The sequence below is a fragment of the Halogeometricum borinquense DSM 11551 genome (assembly GCF_000172995.2).
Classification (GTDB): domain Archaea; phylum Halobacteriota; class Halobacteria; order Halobacteriales; family Haloferacaceae; genus Halogeometricum; species Halogeometricum borinquense.
This window is the reverse complement of the sequence record NC_014729.1, coordinates 2,116,038-2,133,199: the sequence shown is the minus strand read 5'-3', so window position 1 is coordinate 2,133,199 and position 17,162 is coordinate 2,116,038. Positions and strand designations below refer to the sequence as shown.

The window sequence follows — 17,162 nt, the reverse complement described above, 5'->3', positions numbered from 1 at the left end:
GGTAAACCGCATCTCATGGAGAAAACGCGACATTTCACTGCGACAGTATACATCGTCAACGACGGCGCAGTTGCTCTCCACCACCACGAACGACTCGGTATCGAGATTCCGCCGGGCGGCCACGTTGATCGGGACGAAATCCCGCACGAGGCGGGGTTACGGGAGGTCCGCGAGGAAACCGGGCTGGACGCCGAGTTACTGGACGACACCGACCCGGTTGACTCACCCGACGGTCGCGTTCTCCCGGATCCGCGACATCAGATGCTCTACGATATCAACATTCACGACGACGGCACCGTCGGCCACCAACACATCGACCACATCTACTACGCGACGGTCGAATCGCGCGACATCGATCCTGACGGCGACGACGAAGCGGGCGCTGAGGCGTGGACGTGGTACGACGCCGACGAACTCCGCGAAAACGACATCGACCCCGATACCACCGAATTCGCGCTCGAAGCCATCGAGGCGGCAGAAGCCACCGAGTGAGGCCAGTCGGCACCGGGGACCCCACGCTACTCCTCGATAAGCGACTGAACGTACTGTTCGACGTGATTTTCCATCCGGCGCTTATATCCCGCCTGTCGAGCCAAGCGGTCGAGTTCACGGGCGGCGTACGTTCCATACTGGACGGCCTTCTTGTCCGCTGAAGCGACCGAGTCGGGGACGAGTTCGCCCGCGACTTCGCGGAGTGCGACTTTCCGTCGGCTGTCGGCGACGAGCAACTCGCCGGGAAGCGGAAGCGCGGCCGACACTACGTCGTCGTGGAGAAGCGGGGCAACAGGCTCGACGCCCGCCGCACGGAGCGTTAGTACGTCGCGTTCTAACTGTTCGGGGAGCGTTCGAACCATCTCCGTCGCCGCGCCGCGTACCGTATCGGCTTCCACTCGCGGGTCGTCGGGTGCTTTTTCGACTTTCGCGTACCCGCCGAACAGTTCGTCTGCACCCTGTCCGACGGCGAGTCGGTCGAATCCGTCGGCTGCCACCTGCTTTGCGACGAGATAGAGCGGTAGGACGATTTGGATATCCATCGGGTTCGTCCGTCCGAGTACCGAGACGAGTTCGGGAACGGCCTCGCGGAGTGCGTCGTGCGTCAGTTCCACGACGTGCAACTCTCTGTCCATCGCGTCGGCGGCGTCGCGCGCGGCAGCCACGTCGTGACTTCCCTCGAACCCGGCGACGTAGCACGGCGCGTCAGGCACGCCCGCGGCAACGACGGCTGAGTCTACGCCGCCGGAGAACGCCACGGCAAGGCCCTCGCTCTCGACGTTTTGAACTGCGCCGTGGACTGCCGACTCGACGTTCGCAAGCGCGGCTTCGCGGTCCGTCTCGGGAGCGGGCGTCGGCAACGACCACACCCGTTTGTCGCCGTCGTCGGTTCGGCGCGTCCCCGCCGGCACGCGGACGGGATCCGCGAGTTCGCGGCGGTCGAACGCCCACGTTTCGGGATCATTGCGTTCCGAAAAGAGCGGCTGCCGACCGAGTACGTCGCGGACGAGTGTGCCGTTTAGTTCGCCCGCGAACCCGGCGGTACCGGAAAGCGGGTCGCTCGACTCGATAGCAGCTCGAACCGTCGTCTCGTCGGCACCGCGGAGCATCAGAGCAACTCAAAGACGCCGCGTCTCACGCGACGGGTGACTCCGCCGCCGAACTGTTTGAACGAGATGCGCCACGGCGTCTTGCTGCCGACGACGCTGGTCTGCCCGTCGGTGATTGCGTCGAGGATCCCGCTTTCAGACCGGTCGTCGGTGGCAACTTCCGTAACTGCCTGCCCGACCATCTCACTAATGTGGGCGTCGCTTCCGGCCGTTTTCGGGAGTTCGCGGGCCGTAGCGAACCGGTCTGCTTTTCGGTTCGACCGCCCGGTAAACAGCCGCGAGTTGTACACTTCGATGGCGTCCGCAGCAGCGAGTTGCGTCCGAGTGATGTGAGGGGCGACGCCGTGCCGCGAGGACTGAAACGGGTGCGGGATGACGGCGATACCGCCCTGCTCTCTGATCCGGTCCAGCGTCTCGTCGTATGACAGACCGGCCGGAATCAGTTCGTTGATGCCGAGCGCGAGGATGTGACCTGCCGCAGAGGTTACTTCCATCCCCGGGATGCCGACCAAGCCGTAGTCTTCGGCGATGTCGGCGGCTTGAAGGCTTGCGTCTATCTCGTCGTGGTCTGTGACCGCAAGAGCGTCGAGACCGACTGCCTCCGCCTGTTCGAGGAGGAGTTCTATCGGGTCACGGGCGTCGTACGAGAGCGACGAATGCGCGTGCAACTCGACCGATAACACAGGCGGAGGTTGACACCCCGGTTAGAAAAACCGCGCGGTCCGCCCCGACGACCCGTCTTGGTGCGTCCGACGGCAATCGGCCGGGGCGAGGTGACAGCGGTCTGTAACACGGCTATTTGGGGGTAGACCGCCTATTTCTACGTGGCGAGACTCGGAAATGACAGTGGTTGTCACCGAGTCGAACCGGGGGAAACTGAAATGCCAGTACGAGACATCGCACGTTCGAAAGGAGAGGTCGTAAGCGCACGTCCGGACACGCCAGTCAACGAACTCGCAAAGACGATGGCGTCGAAGAAGGTCGGTTCCGTCGTGATCGAGACGGACGGCCATATCGAGGGAATCGTCACCGACCGTGACCTCGCGTTGAAGATCCTTGGTGAAGGCCGCGACCGGGAAGCGTTCGCCCGCGACGTGATGAGTCCCAAACCGTTCACCGCCGACGGCGACATGGGCGTGATGGAACTCTGCCGCGCTATGCGCGAACACGGCGTCCGACGGGTTCCCGTCGCAGAAGAAGGGAAGCTCTCGGGCATCGTCACGATGGACGACCTGCTCGTCCTCCTCGAAGACGAGATGCACGACATCTCCGAGATAATCAAGGCCGAGTCGCCGCCGTACCCGGCGTGATCGGATCGGGACACCCGTCGGTTCCCGGTGCGACCCGCTGTTTCCGCGGCCACTCCGTTTTTAGTCACGTTCGTGCATATAGAAAGAACTTACCGCCTGCGTTCTGACCACATCAATGAATGAGTCTTTCCGACGCGGACCGCGAACTCGTCGTGGCCGAACTCGGACGCGACCCGACATCGGCGGAGACGGTACTCTTCGAGAACCTCTGGAGCGAACACTGCGCGTATCGGTCATCGCGCCCCCTCCTGTCGGCGTTCTCGTCGGAGGGCGACCAAGTGGTCGTCGGACCCGGCGACGACGCTGCCGTCGTCCGCCTGCCGTCGTACGACGCGGCCGAAGCGAGCGACGAGACAGACAGCGACGACGCTGAAACGGAGACGTACATTACGATGGGTATCGAGAGTCACAACCACCCGTCGTACGTGGACCCGTACGACGGCGCTGCGACCGGCGTGGGCGGCATCGTCCGCGACACGCTTTCGATGGGTGCGTACCCCATCGCCCTCGCAGACAGTCTCTACTTCGGTGATTTCGACCGCGAACACTCCCGCTACCTCCTCGAAGGTGTCGTGGAGGGTATCGCTGACTACGGGAACGCCATCGGCGTGCCCACTGTTGCGGGGAGCGTCGAGTTCCACGAGAACTACGAGGGCAACCCCCTCGTCAACGTCGCTTGCGTCGGTCTTCTCGATGCGGACCGACTTGTCACCGCGGAAGCTCAGTCGGCGGGTAACAAACTCGTCCTCGTCGGCAACGCGACGGGCCGTGATGGTCTCGGCGGGGCATCTTTCGCTAGTGAGGATCTCGCGGAGGACGCCGAAACGGAGGACCGCCCCGCGGTCCAAGTCGGCGACCCCTACTCGGAGAAACTGCTGATCGAAGCCAACGAGGAACTCGTCGAAGCGAACCTCGTCGAGGCCGCCCGCGACCTCGGTGCCGCCGGACTCGGCGGCGCATCCTCCGAACTCGTCGCCAAAGGCGGGTTCGGCGCGGAGATCGAACTGGACCGCGTCCACCAACGCGAACCGAACATGAGCGCCCTCGAAATCCTCCTCGCTGAGTCCCAAGAGCGGATGTGCTACGAGGTCCGCGAGGAGAACGTCGAGCAGGTCGCCGACATCGCAGAGAAGTACGACCTCGGCTGTTCGGTTATCGGAGAGGTGGCAGAGGGCAACTACGTCTGCACCTTCGAGGGTGAAACCGTCGTAGACGTGCCGCCGGAGTTCCTCGCCGACGGCGCGCCGATGAACGACCTCGGCTCGTCCGAACCCGAGCAACCGTCCCGCGATCTGCCCGATACGGATCTCACGGAGGCGTTTGAGGCGGTCGTCGGCGCACCGAACACGGCATCGAAGCGCTGGGTGTACCGCCAGTACGATCACGAAGTTGGTCTTCGAACGGCGGTCCGTCCCGGCGACGATGCCGCAGTGATGGCGATCCGGGAAGCCAACGCCGGTCTCGCCATCTCTTCGGGTGCAAATCCCAACTGGACGACGTGCGCACCGTACGACGGCGCACGCGCGGTCGCCTTAGAGAACGCGACGAACCTCGCCGCGAAAGGTGCCACTCCGCTCGCGGCCGTGGACTGTCTCAACGGCGGTAACCCCGAGAAACCGGATGTGTACGGCGGTTTCAAAGGTATCGTAGACGGTCTCGCCGACATGTGCCGGGATCTTTCTGTCCCCGTCGTCGGCGGGAACGTCTCACTGTACAACGACTCCGTCTCCGGCCCGATTCCGCCGACGCCGACGCTGGCCGTCGTCGGGACGAAAGCCGGGTACGACGCACCGCCCGCCGCATTCGCGGGTGAGGGAGAACTTCTTGTTGTCGGCGCGTCCGGTGGCGCACTCGGCGGGTCCGAGTACCTCGCACAGATGGGTGGCTCGGACGCCTTCCCCGAACTGCCCGAGAACGCCTCGGACGTACTGGCGACGCTGGCCGATGTCGCCGACGCTGAGACGACGCTTGCCGTCCACGAGGTGAACCACGGCGGACTCGCAGTCTCACTCGCTGAGATGGTCACCGACGACGCCGGTGCGGATGTGACCGTCGAGAGCGTTTCTGCACTGTTCGATGAGACGCCCGGCCGCGCCGTCGTGGAGACGACAGACGCTGACGCGGTTCGTGAGGCGTTCGACGGCGTCGCTCCTGTGACGACGCTCGGGAAGGCGACAGAGGACGGCACGCTGTCGCTCTCCGTGGAAGGGAACGAACTCGATTACGGCGTCGAAGAAATAGCGGACCTGCGCGACGTTCTCGCACAGGAACTCGACTAAGCGAATCGGTTACCTAAGCGAACCGTTTACGGTTCGAGGACGACTTTTCCGACGCTCTGCCGCCCTTCGAGGTACTCCTGTGCGTCTTTTGCGTCTTCGAGATCGAACGTCTCCCCGACGATGACTTCGAGTTCGTCCTGTGCGAGGAGTCGTTGGAGTTCGCTGACCGACCCGAGGACGCGTGAAGGGTCCTTCTCGATGGCGTTGCCGAGGTGGAACCCGAGGACGGATTTGTTCTCGAACAGTAGTCGCGTCGTGTCGGGTTTCGCAATGTCGCCTGAGGCGGCACCGTAGACGACGACGCGGCCGAAGTGCGAGAGTGCGTCGAGACTGCGGTCGAACGTCTCACCGTTCACGCCGTCGAGAACGAGATCAACGCCCTCGCCGTCGGTCTCCTCGTCGATGACTTCGCGGAAGTCCGTCTCCTCGTAATTGATCCCGTGGTCGAGACCGAGATCCGATGCGAGATCCAGTTTCTCCTGCGTGCTGGCGGTCCCGAACGATTCCGCGTCAGCGTGGTCGGCTAACTGGACGGCCGCCGTGCCGACGCCGCCCGCCGAAGCGTGAATCAGGACGCGGTCGTTTGCCGTTAGGTCGCCCCAGTTGTGAAGACAGTTGTACGCGGTGAGGAACTGGACGGGGAATCCAGCGGCCTCCGCGAACGACATGGATTCGGGGACCTCGAACAGCGACTGTTCGTACGCGGTGGCGTACTCGGCGTACGCCCCGTTGGTGAGTGCGACCACTCGGTCGCCAACCTCTCGGTCAACACCTTCACCCACGGCGTCGATCGTTCCGGCGGCTTCCATCCCCGGCACGAACGGTGGCTCCGGACCGCCGCGGTAGTGTCCGCGGCGTTGCATCACGTCCGCAAAATTGAGGCCTGTAGCGGCCACATCGATTCGAACCTCTCCGGGACCGGGTTCCGGTATCTCGGTCTCTTGAACTTCAAGGACGCTGCTGCTGCCGAACTCGGTGACAACAATAGATTTCACAGTCGTTATTGATTCGCCCACATCAAAACGCATGTGGAAGCGGAATCTCGTACAAATTGCCGGTTCTTCGAAGCGTGATTGCACCGATACCGGCAATCGCTATGTGGGATGGAGTGATTGCCGAGAAGGGCTGTCCATCTCAGAGTACGAGCGGAAGCCCGAAGATGACGGCGAGACCGACAGCGAGGACGACGAGACCGGTCATCGCTTTGCCACTCGAAAACTCCTGCATCGGAGACGTGACACGCCCATCATCGGACTCGTGGTGGTGGTCGCCTTGGTCGTGGTCGCTCTCGAACTGGTCGCTCGGGTTCTCTATCTTCTCGTCAGCCATGGTCGAACGGTTGGTACCCCTGCATAAAAGAACATCTGAATCCCGGCGGATACGCACCGAACCCTAAGTACGTCTCCACTAACGAGTTAGCGCCGATCCCAGTTGGCGAACAGGCGACACAGTCACTCACGACGCGGTGTGTCGCACACCCGCGGTCCGCGCCGTGGTTTCGGTCAGGTCACGCCGGGATCTGGCTTCGGATTCGTATTTGAACCCTCGCCATAACAGCGCCCTTCGGCGTTTGATGTCTGTGTCAACGTTCTATGGGCGTGACCGTACGTAGCGACCTGTTGCAAAAACGACGACAGTCGAAACGGTGAAACGGCTCTTTCGCCAACGATTCAGTAGCGAATGCTTACGAAGCGAATTATCCCCTGTATCGACGTCGATCTGAACGAGGACGGAGAGCCTGCCGTCTACACCGGCGTCAACTTCGAGGACTTACAGTACACCGGTGACCCGGTAGAGATGGCTAAACTGTACAACGAGGCCGGTGCCGACGAGTTCGTCTTTCTCGATATCACCGCCTCCGCCGAAGGGCGCGAAACGATGCTGGACACCGTCTCACGTGTTGCGGACGAGGTGTTCATCCCACTGACCGTCGGTGGCGGCATCCGCACCCGCGAAGACATCAAAGAGACGCTCCGCGCAGGGGCCGATAAAGTGTCTATCAACACGGCGGCGCTCCAAAACCCCGACTTAGTGAACGAGGGCGCGCGCGCCTTCGGATCGCAGTGCATCGTCATTTCGGTGGACGCCCGACGCCGCTACGACGAGGCGGGCGAGTACTACGCCGAGGTAGACGGCGAATCCTGTTGGTTCGAGTGTACCGTCAAGGGCGGCCGCGAAGGAACCGACATCGACGTGGTCGAGTGGGCGAGCGAGGCTGAATCCCGAGGCGCGGGCGAACTGTTCGTCAACTCCATCGACGCCGACGGAACGAAAGACGGCTACGACGTACCACTCACGAAGGCCGTCTGTGACGAAGTTTCGACACCGGTCATCGCCTCGTCAGGGTGTGGCGGTCCCGAGGACATGTACGAGGTGTTCACCGAAGCAGGCGCAGACGCCGGGCTTGCCGCCTCTATCTTCCACTTCGACGAGTACTCGATACAGGACGTAAAGGAGTATCTCGACGATCGCGACGTTCCTGTCCGGTTCTGACCCGTCTTCGATCCGTTTCTGACTCGCTCTTCTCTCCGACTCGTTCTTTCCATTCTGCTCTACTCTCCGTTCGGTCGTGTGAACGCCGCGCAGACGGCGACTGCGTTCAAGTCATTCCGCGACGTACGAGCGCGCATGGGTTCGCCCGACACCGAGGCGTGGCGCGAGGCCTTGTTGACCCATCGCGCTCACAAAGACGAGTTCTTCGCTGACGACCCGCAATCGCCACTTTCGGCCGCAGACCGTGAGTCGTTCGACGGGCTGTCGTACTTCGAACCTGACCAGTCCTACCGCATCGTCACCGAACTCGACGAGTACGACACGAAAGAGACAATCACGGTCTCGACGACGACCGACGGAGAACGCGACTATCTCGTCTGGGGGTCGTTCGCGTTTGAGCGAAACGGAGAGTCCGTACGCCTCGACGCGTACCGTTCTGAACCCGAGTCGAACCGTCTGTGGGTGCCGTTCCGAGACGAGACCAGCGGTGACGAGACGTACGGTGCCGGGCGATACTTGGATTTGGAGGATCCGGACGACCGCGAGGGAGACGCGTGGGTACTCGACTTTAACTACGCGTACAACCCGTTTTGCGCCTACAACGAACAGTACGAATGTCCGCTCGTCCCGATGGAAAACTGGCTCAACGTACCGATTCGCGCCGGCGAGAAGACGTTCGAGTAACTCGTTTATAGCGCCGCTTCGAACGCGGACGTGAAGTCCGACGAGAGGTCTTGCACGCGCTGGGAGGCGTCCGCGAGGGCGTCGAGAGGATCAGTGCCCGATTCAGTCTTGACCGAGAGAATCGGGTCGGTCTGACCGCCCGACTGCTCGGGATTCACGTCGTACGTCGCCGCGGCGACGCCCGGCGTCTCCAGCAGTGCGCCTTTGATGACGTTCATGAAGGTGTGATCCTCGCCCGCGATTTCGAGGCGAAGTTCCTCGTCCGTCTTGTCGATGACCCGCAGTTCCATGCCCTCCCTTTTCCGGTCGTGGCGTTTCAGTATTTCGTCTTGGGGAACAGCGCCGAGATGTCCGGGTCGGCTTCGACCAGTCGGTATTCGTTCCCCTCACGGGCCGCCACGTCGGCGTGGACCAGATGGTCGAGGTGCGCCCACGCTTCGCCGGGACCGTGCAGGATGTGGATGTTCTCTAATTCGCCGAACAGGCGGGCACTCACCGTCCACGCATCTGCGGGACCGTGATCTCGCAGGGTGTTCACGACACGTTCGGTACGTTCGCGGTGGTGTTCGAGGATGGTCGCTGCGCGGGCCGACGGGTCGTCGATGGGGTCGCGGTGTCCCGGCCACGCGCGGTCAACATCCCAGTCGATGAGCGAGACGAGGCTCTCGACGTACGTCTGAAGCGGTCGTTCGACCCGGAGGTCAGCGCCGCCGACGTTCGGCGTGTACTTGGGGAGGATGGCGTCGCCGACGAACGCCTCCTCACCGTTCCCGTCGCTTCCACCGTCGAAGGCGAACGCAGTGAGTCCAGCGGCGTGTCCGGGCAGGTGATGGACTTCGAGTTCGCCGTCGCCCGCATCGATTCGCTCGCCGTCGGTCAGTGGCGTCACATCGGCGGATTCGCCTTCTAAGTCGTCGTGCATTTCGAGGAACGAAACCAGTTCCTCGCGTTTCCCCTCGGGAATCCCCCACTCGTCGAAGCGCTGCAGTCGGATGTCGCGCTCTGCGTGAACGGCGTCTGTCTCGCCCGCGATGAGCGGTGCGTCCGCTTCGTGTGCGCGGACGACGGCCCCGCTCTCGGCTTGAAGTTCGCCTGCGAGACCGGTGTGGTCAGCGTGCCAGTGCGTGAGTAGAATCTGGTCGATGTCGCTGACGCCGAGACCGACTTCGTCGAGACCTGCGTCGAGGTCGTCTCGAATCTCATCGAGAGACGCGCCGACGTCAACGAGCGTCGTCACCTCCCCGGAGAGGAGATAGGCGTTGTTCCGACCCTCGAACACCGTGTTCCCGAGTCGGATTCGGTGGAGGTCCATACCTCCCGCGTAGGTATGAACGATGATGAGGGTTGCTATCTCGGAAGAATGGACGCAAGACGGTACCGGCCGAGGACGCCTCGGGCGGTAGCGTTTCACCCGACGAGACACGATATTCGGTATGGCGGAGTATCAACCCGGAGTGTGTAATATCGGTGAGGCGGAACAGCGGCGACGGTACGCTCTCGGTTCCGTAGCCGCCGTTGCGACGCTCGGACTGGTGACGTGGGTGTTCGGATTCGACGGTCCCGTCTGGGCACTTGCCCTCGCGGGTGTTCCGTTGTTCGGTACGGCAGAGGGCTATCTGCAGGCACAGTACCAGTTCTGTGCCGGGTTCGCCTCGCTCGGAATCTACGACGTGTCAGAAAAAGGGAACTATCGTCGTGAAGTGAGTGACGAAGCAGCGAGACGTGCTGATATGCGGCGTGCGTGGCAGATTCACGGCTACGCCACCGCTACTGCCATCGCAGGAGTCCTCATCCTGTTCGTCGTGAACGCACTCGTGTCTGCTAGCTGAACATTCATACCCGGTACATTCAAACCGGATGATTTCGTACCGGCGTTCGACCGAATGGACGACTTCTACGACCTCCTTGAGGTCTCTGAGGACGCGACGCAATCCGACATTAAGCGGGCGTGGCGGGGGAAAGCACGGGAGTATCACCCGGACGTGAACGACGACGCTCGGGCGAACGCACAGTTCAAGACGCTGCAAAAGGCCTACGAGGTGCTGTCCGACGAGACGGAACGCGCCGCGTACGACCGATTGGGCCATACGTCCTACGTGAATCAACGACTCGATGGACTGCCGACGGCGGGGATGACACGTCCGGACGACACCTCAACGGGTGGCACGCGATGGAGTTCGAACTCCTCGGGGTCGAGTAGTCGTTCGAATACGTCCAGCACCGCGAACCGAACACAATCGTCCGACGACACATCGTCCCGGACAGCATCCGGACGAACATCGTCCGGGTCGTCCCAGAGAGGGTCATCCGGGTCGTCTCGGACGGGGTCGTCGGGATCACGAACCCGGTCACAGTCGGGTGGTCGGTCGCGGTCTAGTGATCGGTCGTCATCGAACGGTGGATCATCGTCTCGTACTCGTTCTTCGTCGCATCGTCAGTCAGGGTCGTCCACGAACGCGGACAAATCCGCGGGGACAAACGAAGAAGTTGGCACCGCAACAGCGACCCGAAACCCGCTCTGGTACGGTTGGACCGCGACGTTGCTCGCGGGTGTGATCTATCTCGGCGGTCTTGCGGTGTTCCTCGATGCGAACGTGGACGCTCTCGCGGCGTTTGCGTCTGCACTCTCGACGAACCCGCAAGCGGCGCTTCTCGCCGGTCATGGAATCGTCGAACCGGGAACGTTTGCGCTTGGCGCGCTCACCGTCGCACCCGGTCTTGCACTCGCGTTCCCAGCCAGTGCGGCACTGCTCGGTGTCATCTTCCTCGGCGTTGTCGGCAAGTTCGGACACGGTACCGCGTACCTCTATCTCCTCGGGGCACTCGCTCCGCTGGCATCGCTGGCACTTGGTCCCGCCGTTTCGGTGTCTGCGGCGGGTCTGACACTCACACTTGTCGTCCTGCTTCCAATCGTGGCCACGACGCTGTTTCTCGCTGATGTCGGCCGGTATCTCCTCGCTGACGCCTGATTCAAACGGTGAGCGCTTCGGGCCTGAGATACGAGTACGATTCTGAGACCGGGGTCCGACTTTTGGTACCGTACGACGAAGAACGATTATGTCACTCGAAGAGGGTTCGGTTTATCGACTCCGGTGCCGTGGGGTGAACGCCTACCTCGTCGACGACGACGGTACGATAACGCTCGTTGACGCCGGAACGCCGTGGGATGCAGACCGAATGCGTGCGATGCTTTCGCGGGCGAACGTGTTTCCCGCAGAGATTGACCGTGTCCTCGTTACGCACTACGATCTCGACCACGTCGGAACGCTTGGGTTGCTCGACTTCGATCCCGATGTACCCATCTATGCGGCCGAACCGGACGCTTCGTTCCTCTTGGGTGATGCGACGCCGCCATTCGGGAATCACAAAGGGATGCTCCAGCGTGCCACCAGACCGTTCCTCACCGCGCCGAAAAACGAGGTGCGCCGCGTCAACGACGGCGACTCGGTGGGTGGATTCGGTGTCTATCGCGCACCCGGACACACTCCCGGTCACGTCGTCTACCAGCACACAGACCACGGTGCGGCATTCCTCGGTGACCTCGTTCGGGAGTCTGCGGGCGCGTTGTCGCCGTCGCCGTGGTTCGTCTGCTACGATGCCGAGCGAAACCGAGAGAGCCTGAGAGACATCGCCGACCGAATCGATCCGTTCGAGGCGGCGTGCGTCGGTCACGGTGAACCGTTGCGGACGGATGGATACGGTGCGCTATGCTGGGCGGCCGACAGAGTGTGAAAACGAGAGACGGATTCTTATCCTCTCGCAAACGTGTTACATATATGAATACTACGCGTTCGGAGAAATCGAGTCGTCGCCGGTTCCTTGCCGCGACAGGCGTGGGTGCAGTTGGGCTACTCGCAGGATGTAACGCCCCCGGGTTGGCGACGAGCAGCGAGGAATCGTTCGACGTGTCGCCCGAAGATGCGACGAGCGTGCAGGTACTGAACCGGACAGGCAACGTGACTATACGCCCCGGCTCTGGTGATACCGTTTCCGTCACGGTTGTCAAACGCGGGTTCGGCATCGACGAGAGTGTTCTCGACCGCATCTCAGTAGATCGCTCCGTCAGCGACGGTGTGCTGACGATAGCGGTCGTCTACCCGTCGGACGTGTCTCGAGTCTCGACTGACCTTACTGTCTCACTCCCCGATTCGCTCGACCTCCAACTCGCCGAGACGGCGAACGGCGGAGTCGATGTCGAACGCGTCAGCGGTGATGCGACACTTCGCGCGGGTAACGGCGGCGTCCACGCGGCTGGAACGCCGGGCTTTCTGACGCTCGAAGCGGGTAACGGTGGCATCGAAGCGCGCGACGTGGGCGGTATCGACAAGGTCAGCGCAGGTAACGGCGGCATCAACATCGAGATTCCCGCGATACGTGGCGACACGGAAGTCAGCGCGTCCAACGGAGGGATTGACGCGTCTATCTCGGCGGGCATCGATGCGATGTTCGAGGCACGCGTGACGAACGGCGGCGTAGACGTGTCCGGTCTCGAACTTACCGACGCTACCATCTCGCCGTCTCGCGTCATCGGAACGCTCGGGGATGGCGGACCGTCGCTGACGCTCCGTGCCGGAAATGGTGGCATCGACGTGCAGCGTCTCGACTAGCGAACGAAGTACACTATGAGAAGGAAGCAGGGACCGCGGCAAGCGCGGGCCCCGGACTGACCAAGCCACTGCGAAGAGCACCAGTCTCGCAGTTCCTTACCTGACGCGCCCGGTGGAGTCGTACCACGCGCGTCAATACGCTGTTTGACGGTTGTAGTAAAAAAACCTGCGTTGGTGCCAATTCCTTCTCCGACTACCCCGAGTACCGTTCAAATGGTAGGTATCCGTCTCCCTCATGGGCAGAAAATCAAAAATACGTTCAATTGTAATGGTCTTTGTTACGTAATTGAACGCTGTTTCGGAATCGAATCAGGGAATTCCGAAAGCACGCTGGTTGTTCCCGTGGGAATACCGGCCGTGAGCCCTGTTAGCGAACGAGGTACGGGTCGTCACCAGCCGTGAATCTCCCGAGGTCAGTCACCTGCCGGAAGTCCGTCGCAGTGAGAATATCGATGGCTTCTACAAGGCGTTCGTGGTGCGTTTCGTTCCAGTCGCGGGGATCAGCGATGGGGAGGACGAGGAATCCGCTTCCGCGAACCTCTTGCCCGTGAAGTTCCTCCATTTCGACGGAAATCTTCCGCGCCTGTGCGGTGTAGTTCTCCAGAACGTACTTTGTCGCCCGCGCGCCCACCGGAAAGAGGACGTGTGCGGCGATGGCGCGTAGTTCGGCGTCGAAGAAGCGTTCGAGGTCGTCGTATTCGGCTTGCGACGGTGTGCCGTCGGGCACGCCCATATGAAGGTACGAGAGGAACGTCTTCGCTACGGTCGGTTGGTCACCAGTCGTCTCCAGTAATCCCGCATCGGCCAAGGCCGCCTGCAATCGTATCCCCGGTTCGTTGGTGAACGGCACGCCTGTTATCTTCCCCCCGTGAACGCCGGGGTGGTCACCGATGACGTGGAAGTATGCGTTAGCGTCGCCGTATCCCGGAACGAACCGGTCGCACGGTGGTCGCATACCGAAGGGATTGCTCGTGCGGTCGGTTACGTTCTCCACGGAAAACGGTAGCGCGGAGACCGTTATATGCGGTGTGGTTTCGCCTCCCGTGAAAAAGCCGTCTCAGAGTTCGACGCCGGACGGGATGAGACTGTGTCCGCGAAGCAGGTTCCCATCGGCATCGTAGACGAGAAACGTCCGTTTCTCGTAAACCACTGTGTCGCTGTCGTCGTCTGTTCGTATCTCTACGCGGTACTGGCCGTCCTCGACGTCGGCTTCGGATTTTCCGTACTCCCGCGCCGCACGGATAAATCGAAGTACGTCGTCGGCGTCCTCGTTCAGTTCGAGGACGAAGTCTCCCGTGATACGATTCGTGACACTCACCACACCGGTGGCATCGGGGTCGTTTACGTCGCCCTGCAGGCGGAAAGCAACATCCGTCTCGGCGGCGTCTAAGTGTTCCCCGTCGGCATCAGTGAGACGGTCCATGAGTGATCCCTCAGGACCGTGAAAGTCGATGCGGACGAGGGGCTTTTCGGGATCCCCGCCCTCTTCGACCCAATCAATATGTTTGACATCCAACTCGAAGTAGTCGCGCCTCATTCCGTGATTCGATTTTGGAGGTCGCCGTGTATGAACGTAACGCCTTCCCCCGCCTCGTGCGACTCAGGCCGTTTCTGCGTAGAAGTTCGGCGTACTGCGATCTGCGTGTCAGCACACCGACCCCGAGTCGATACTGCCGATAGTCGGTAGATTTTACCGGGTCGGTTTCTCCCATCCTGCATGGTTTGGGTCCGTTCAGAGTACGCAGGGCCGCTTGCCGTCGTCTTGACGGTTCTTTCGGTGTTGCTCCCGTGGAATGTGACGTACTCGGCGAGTATCTCCGGCGGGTCAGTACTGTTCGTTCGTTTTCCGTTTGCCCAGATTCGGTACGCGTTCGGCGTGCCGTTCGCAGAGGCGGTTCGGCTGTTCGATCCGATGTCGGCTATCGCGTTTCAGGCGGGAAGCACGATACAACTCGCCTACGAGGTGTGGGCCGTTGGCGCGGCGGTTCTTGCCGTTGCTCTCCTCGTTGCTATTGCCTACTACTTTCGCGAGGATGCAGTCGAATCCGGGCCCGTCGATCCGGTACGTCTCCTCGGCAGTCTGTTGGGGCTTGCGGGCGTTGTTCTCGCGGTCGCTACCTATCTCCTCGTCACGCGTGGCTTCCCCGGTGTCCCCCTTCCGGTAGGTGTCGTTTTCCTGTTCGTGTTCGCAGGGCTTCTCCTGACAGTTGAGCGAACGTAACAGCACCGTTCACCCCCTACGTTAAGTCACTTGAATCGAAAACAACGGTGACGTATCGCAACGAGGACGCAATGTCAGAGACGGAATTCGACTTGGGGGACACGGGGGAACAGGCGGACGCCGCGTCGGATGGGGACGCAGGTGCGACTGCTAGTCCGAACGACGGTGCTGATAGTCCGAACGACGACAACGGCGACCCGTCGGGATTCGAGGCGGCGCTTGCGGATCTCCGACGACGACTCAGACGAACTGCCGAGGTACTTCGCGGCTCACGCATCGATGTTCGGCCGTACCGGCCGTCCGACGGCACCCTCAGTACGTTCGAGCCACCGGCCGACGAGGCGGTCATCGACCAGTACTGGGTAAACGCGCCGTACGCCTACGTCGTGATTACGTACGACGAGGCGGCCAGCAAACACTGCTACTACGCCGTCGAACCGGATCTCGACGATTTTGAACGCGACATCCTCGAACGCGTCCGCGAGGATATCCGCGATCCGCTCCTGTACAACACGGAGACCGGTTCATCCGCCGAAACGACGCTTCGACGTACATTACGGACGGTACTGGAACAGTACGGTATCGAGGTGGAGATGGCGACGTTCCACACGCTGTTGTACTACCTTTTGCGCGACTTCCGTGGATACGGCCGTATCGACCCGTTGATGCAGGACCCCCATATTGAGGACATCTCCTGTGACGGCTACGACCTCCCCATCTTCGCGTACCACGACGACTACACCGACATCGAGACGAACGTCTCCTTCGGCGAAGAACAGTTAGATCAGTTCGTCGTCCGCCTCGCCCAACGGTCGGGCCGCCACATCAGCGTCGGCGACCCTGTCGTCGGAACGACGCTTCCCGACGGTTCTCGCGCCGAACTCGCCCTCGGGGAAGAGGTGACGCCGCACGGGTCGGCGTTCACCATCCGGATGTACGCGGACGACCCGTTCACACCCGTTGACCTCGTCGAGTTCGGAACGTTCTCCGTCGAGCAGATGGCGTATCTGTGGCTCTGTATCGAACACAACAAGAGCCTCATCTTCGCGGGTGGAACGGCATCCGGAAAGACAACCTCGATGAACGCGGTGTCGATGTTCATCCCGCCGCGTTCGAAGGTACTCTCTATCGAGGACACCCGCGAACTCTCCTTGCACCACGACAACTGGCTCTCGTCGGTGACGCGAAACCGAATGCATGAGGGGTCGGACATCGATATGTACGACCTCCTCCGTTCTGCACTCCGACATCGCCCCGAGTTCATCATCGTCGGCGAAGTTCGCGGCGAGGAAGCCGTCACGCTGTTTCAGGCGATGAACACGGGCCACACGACGTTTTCGACGATGCACGCAGACAGTATCGAGACGGTCATCAACCGACTGGAAAACGAACCGATCAACGTCCCGCGCGCGATGGTGCAGTCGCTGGATTTGCTCTGCGTCCAAACGCTCACCCGGTCGAAAGGCGAGCGAGTCAGACGCTCCCGTGCTATCGGCGAAATCGGCGGCATCGACCAACGGACCGGCGAACTCGACTACTCGCGGGCGTTCTCGTGGGACGCCGAGACTGATACGTTCGAACAGCGTAACTCGTCGCTATTGGAGGAGATTCAGTCCGAACGCGGGTGGACGCGCGCGGAACTTCGACGGGAAGTGCGGCGACGTGAGCGATTCATTTGGTCGCTCGTTGAGTTAGGTATCGACGACTACCGGCAGTTCACTGCGCTCGTCAACGAGTACTATGCCGACGCAGACCGCGTGATGGATCGCCTCGAAAGCGAGGTAGACGCGGAGATACCGACCGAGCGTGACGAACGCGACGGTCTCTCTGTCGGTGTCGAGAACGAACCGCACGTTGAAAGCGGGTCTGCGGAAGAACCGCAGACTGGAGACGACTCTGGAGTCGAATCACCCGTCGGCGACGACTCACACCGCAGCGACGGCACCGGAGACGAGACGGCGCGGTAA

The 17,162-nt window shown here is 61.7% G+C and carries 19 protein-coding genes; 11 read left to right on the top strand and 8 right to left on the bottom strand.

Going from position 1 to position 17,162, the window contains the following annotated elements:
* Nucleotides 1–15 precede the first annotated feature (15 nt).
* Nucleotides 16–492, top strand: coding sequence for an NUDIX hydrolase (locus HBOR_RS10775; protein ID WP_006056750.1), 477 nt, complete (start codon nt 16–18; stop codon nt 490–492).
* A 26-nt stretch (nt 493–518) separates the two neighbouring features.
* Here HBOR_RS10775 and HBOR_RS10770 read toward each other — a convergent pair whose 3' ends face one another.
* Entirely contained in the window at nt 519–1,601 is a 1,083-nt protein-coding gene (locus HBOR_RS10770; RefSeq protein WP_006056751.1) for an asparagine synthase C-terminal domain-containing protein, read from the bottom strand.
* Complete coding sequence (locus HBOR_RS10765; protein ID WP_006056752.1) at nt 1,601–2,284, bottom strand: PHP domain-containing protein; 684 nt, start codon at nt 2,282–2,284, stop codon at nt 1,601–1,603. Before HBOR_RS10765 ends, HBOR_RS10770 begins: the two co-directional genes overlap by 1 nt.
* A gap of 198 nt (nt 2,285–2,482) precedes the next feature.
* Here HBOR_RS10765 and HBOR_RS10760 point away from each other — a divergent pair, with 198 nt between their 5' ends.
* Nucleotides 2,483–2,911, top strand: a complete 429-nt coding sequence (locus HBOR_RS10760) for a CBS domain-containing protein (protein ID WP_006056753.1) — start codon at nt 2,483–2,485, stop codon at nt 2,909–2,911.
* A 119-nt stretch (nt 2,912–3,030) separates the two neighbouring features.
* Nucleotides 3,031–5,190 (top strand): phosphoribosylformylglycinamidine synthase subunit PurL, encoded by a 2,160-nt coding sequence (gene purL / locus HBOR_RS10755; RefSeq protein ID WP_006056754.1) that lies wholly within the window; start codon nt 3,031–3,033, stop codon nt 5,188–5,190.
* A gap of 26 nt (nt 5,191–5,216) precedes the next feature.
* Here the strand turns inward: purL and HBOR_RS10750 are convergent, their stop codons facing one another.
* On the bottom strand, nt 5,217–6,185 hold the full coding sequence (locus HBOR_RS10750) for a quinone oxidoreductase family protein (protein WP_006056755.1): 969 nt from the start codon (nt 6,183–6,185) through the stop codon (nt 5,217–5,219).
* 139 nt (nt 6,186–6,324) lie between these two features.
* Entirely contained in the window at nt 6,325–6,519 is a 195-nt protein-coding gene (locus HBOR_RS10745) for a DUF7550 family protein (RefSeq protein WP_006056756.1), read from the bottom strand.
* Between the two features lie 351 nt (nt 6,520–6,870).
* Between HBOR_RS10745 and hisF the strand changes: the two genes are divergently transcribed.
* Both hisF and HBOR_RS10735 read left to right on the top strand, forming a co-directional pair.
* A complete protein-coding gene (gene hisF, locus HBOR_RS10740) occupies nt 6,871–7,683 on the top strand; it encodes an imidazole glycerol phosphate synthase subunit HisF (RefSeq protein WP_006056757.1) in 813 nt (270 codons plus the stop codon).
* Between the two features lie 135 nt (nt 7,684–7,818).
* Nucleotides 7,819–8,367: a DUF1684 domain-containing protein gene (locus HBOR_RS10735; RefSeq protein ID WP_049890592.1), complete on the top strand. Its 549-nt coding sequence runs from the start codon at nt 7,819–7,821 to the stop codon at nt 8,365–8,367.
* Between the two features lie 5 nt (nt 8,368–8,372).
* On the opposite strand, the gene HBOR_RS10730 is transcribed toward HBOR_RS10735, so the two are convergent.
* Both HBOR_RS10730 and HBOR_RS10725 read right to left on the bottom strand, forming a co-directional pair.
* Nucleotides 8,373–8,657 carry a DNA-directed RNA polymerase subunit L gene (locus HBOR_RS10730; protein WP_006056759.1) on the bottom strand — a complete coding sequence of 95 codons (285 nt, stop codon included), beginning with the start codon at nt 8,655–8,657 and terminating at the stop codon, nt 8,373–8,375.
* Nucleotides 8,658–8,683: 26 nt separating this feature from the next.
* The gene (locus tag HBOR_RS10725) at nt 8,684–9,679 is read right to left on the bottom strand and encodes an MBL fold metallo-hydrolase (protein WP_006056760.1); all 996 of its coding nucleotides are present in this window, start codon (nt 9,677–9,679) and stop codon (nt 8,684–8,686) included.
* 121 nt (nt 9,680–9,800) lie between these two features.
* Here HBOR_RS10725 and HBOR_RS10720 point away from each other — a divergent pair, with 121 nt between their 5' ends.
* From HBOR_RS10720 to HBOR_RS10705, 4 genes are all read left to right on the top strand, one after another.
* Entirely contained in the window at nt 9,801–10,196 is a 396-nt protein-coding gene (locus HBOR_RS10720; protein ID WP_006056761.1) for a hypothetical protein, read from the top strand.
* A 54-nt stretch (nt 10,197–10,250) separates the two neighbouring features.
* Nucleotides 10,251–11,336: a DnaJ domain-containing protein gene (locus HBOR_RS10715; protein ID WP_006056762.1), complete on the top strand. Its 1,086-nt coding sequence runs from the start codon at nt 10,251–10,253 to the stop codon at nt 11,334–11,336.
* An 88-nt stretch (nt 11,337–11,424) separates the two neighbouring features.
* Complete coding sequence (locus HBOR_RS10710; protein WP_006056763.1) at nt 11,425–12,099, top strand: MBL fold metallo-hydrolase; 675 nt, start codon at nt 11,425–11,427, stop codon at nt 12,097–12,099.
* Between the two features lie 44 nt (nt 12,100–12,143).
* Nucleotides 12,144–12,974 (top strand): DUF4097 family beta strand repeat-containing protein, encoded by an 831-nt coding sequence (locus HBOR_RS10705; protein WP_006056764.1) that lies wholly within the window; start codon nt 12,144–12,146, stop codon nt 12,972–12,974.
* A gap of 367 nt (nt 12,975–13,341) precedes the next feature.
* On the opposite strand, the gene HBOR_RS10700 is transcribed toward HBOR_RS10705, so the two are convergent.
* Complete coding sequence (locus tag HBOR_RS10700) at nt 13,342–13,929, bottom strand: uracil-DNA glycosylase family protein (RefSeq protein WP_013440646.1); 588 nt, start codon at nt 13,927–13,929, stop codon at nt 13,342–13,344.
* A 102-nt stretch (nt 13,930–14,031) separates the two neighbouring features.
* Nucleotides 14,032–14,511: a DUF5793 family protein gene (locus tag HBOR_RS10695; RefSeq protein WP_006056766.1), complete on the bottom strand. Its 480-nt coding sequence runs from the start codon at nt 14,509–14,511 to the stop codon at nt 14,032–14,034.
* A gap of 180 nt (nt 14,512–14,691) precedes the next feature.
* Here HBOR_RS10695 and HBOR_RS10690 point away from each other — a divergent pair, with 180 nt between their 5' ends.
* Nucleotides 14,692–15,195 carry a DUF7549 family protein gene (locus HBOR_RS10690; protein ID WP_006056767.1) on the top strand — a complete coding sequence of 168 codons (504 nt, stop codon included), beginning with the start codon at nt 14,692–14,694 and terminating at the stop codon, nt 15,193–15,195.
* Nucleotides 15,196–15,266: 71 nt separating this feature from the next.
* Complete coding sequence (locus tag HBOR_RS10685) at nt 15,267–17,162, top strand: type II/IV secretion system ATPase subunit (RefSeq protein WP_241432426.1); 1,896 nt, start codon at nt 15,267–15,269, stop codon at nt 17,160–17,162.

Coding starts and splice junctions, on each gene's coding strand:
- HBOR_RS10730 (WP_006056759.1), bottom strand. CDS start 8,657: ATGGAACTGCGGGTCATCGACAAGACGGACGAGGAACTTCGCCTCGAA.
- HBOR_RS10710 (WP_006056763.1), top strand. CDS start 11,425: ATGTCACTCGAAGAGGGTTCGGTTTATCGACTCCGGTGCCGTGGGGTG.
- HBOR_RS10720 (WP_006056761.1), top strand. CDS start 9,801: ATGGCGGAGTATCAACCCGGAGTGTGTAATATCGGTGAGGCGGAACAG.
- HBOR_RS10760 (WP_006056753.1), top strand. CDS start 2,483: ATGCCAGTACGAGACATCGCACGTTCGAAAGGAGAGGTCGTAAGCGCA.
- HBOR_RS10775 (WP_006056750.1), top strand. CDS start 16: ATGGAGAAAACGCGACATTTCACTGCGACAGTATACATCGTCAACGAC.
- HBOR_RS10690 (WP_006056767.1), top strand. CDS start 14,692: ATGGTTTGGGTCCGTTCAGAGTACGCAGGGCCGCTTGCCGTCGTCTTG.
- HBOR_RS10700 (WP_013440646.1), bottom strand. CDS start 13,929: ATGCGACCACCGTGCGACCGGTTCGTTCCGGGATACGGCGACGCTAAC.
- HBOR_RS10715 (WP_006056762.1), top strand. CDS start 10,251: ATGGACGACTTCTACGACCTCCTTGAGGTCTCTGAGGACGCGACGCAA.
- HBOR_RS10725 (WP_006056760.1), bottom strand. CDS start 9,679: ATGGACCTCCACCGAATCCGACTCGGGAACACGGTGTTCGAGGGTCGG.
- HBOR_RS10705 (WP_006056764.1), top strand. CDS start 12,144: ATGAATACTACGCGTTCGGAGAAATCGAGTCGTCGCCGGTTCCTTGCC.
- HBOR_RS10695 (WP_006056766.1), bottom strand. CDS start 14,511: ATGAGGCGCGACTACTTCGAGTTGGATGTCAAACATATTGATTGGGTC.
- HBOR_RS10745 (WP_006056756.1), bottom strand. CDS start 6,519: ATGGCTGACGAGAAGATAGAGAACCCGAGCGACCAGTTCGAGAGCGAC.
- purL (WP_006056754.1), top strand. CDS start 3,031: ATGAGTCTTTCCGACGCGGACCGCGAACTCGTCGTGGCCGAACTCGGA.
- HBOR_RS10685 (WP_241432426.1), top strand. CDS start 15,267: ATGTCAGAGACGGAATTCGACTTGGGGGACACGGGGGAACAGGCGGAC.
- HBOR_RS10770 (WP_006056751.1), bottom strand. CDS start 1,601: ATGCTCCGCGGTGCCGACGAGACGACGGTTCGAGCTGCTATCGAGTCG.
- hisF (WP_006056757.1), top strand. CDS start 6,871: ATGCTTACGAAGCGAATTATCCCCTGTATCGACGTCGATCTGAACGAG.
- HBOR_RS10735 (WP_049890592.1), top strand. CDS start 7,819: ATGGGTTCGCCCGACACCGAGGCGTGGCGCGAGGCCTTGTTGACCCAT.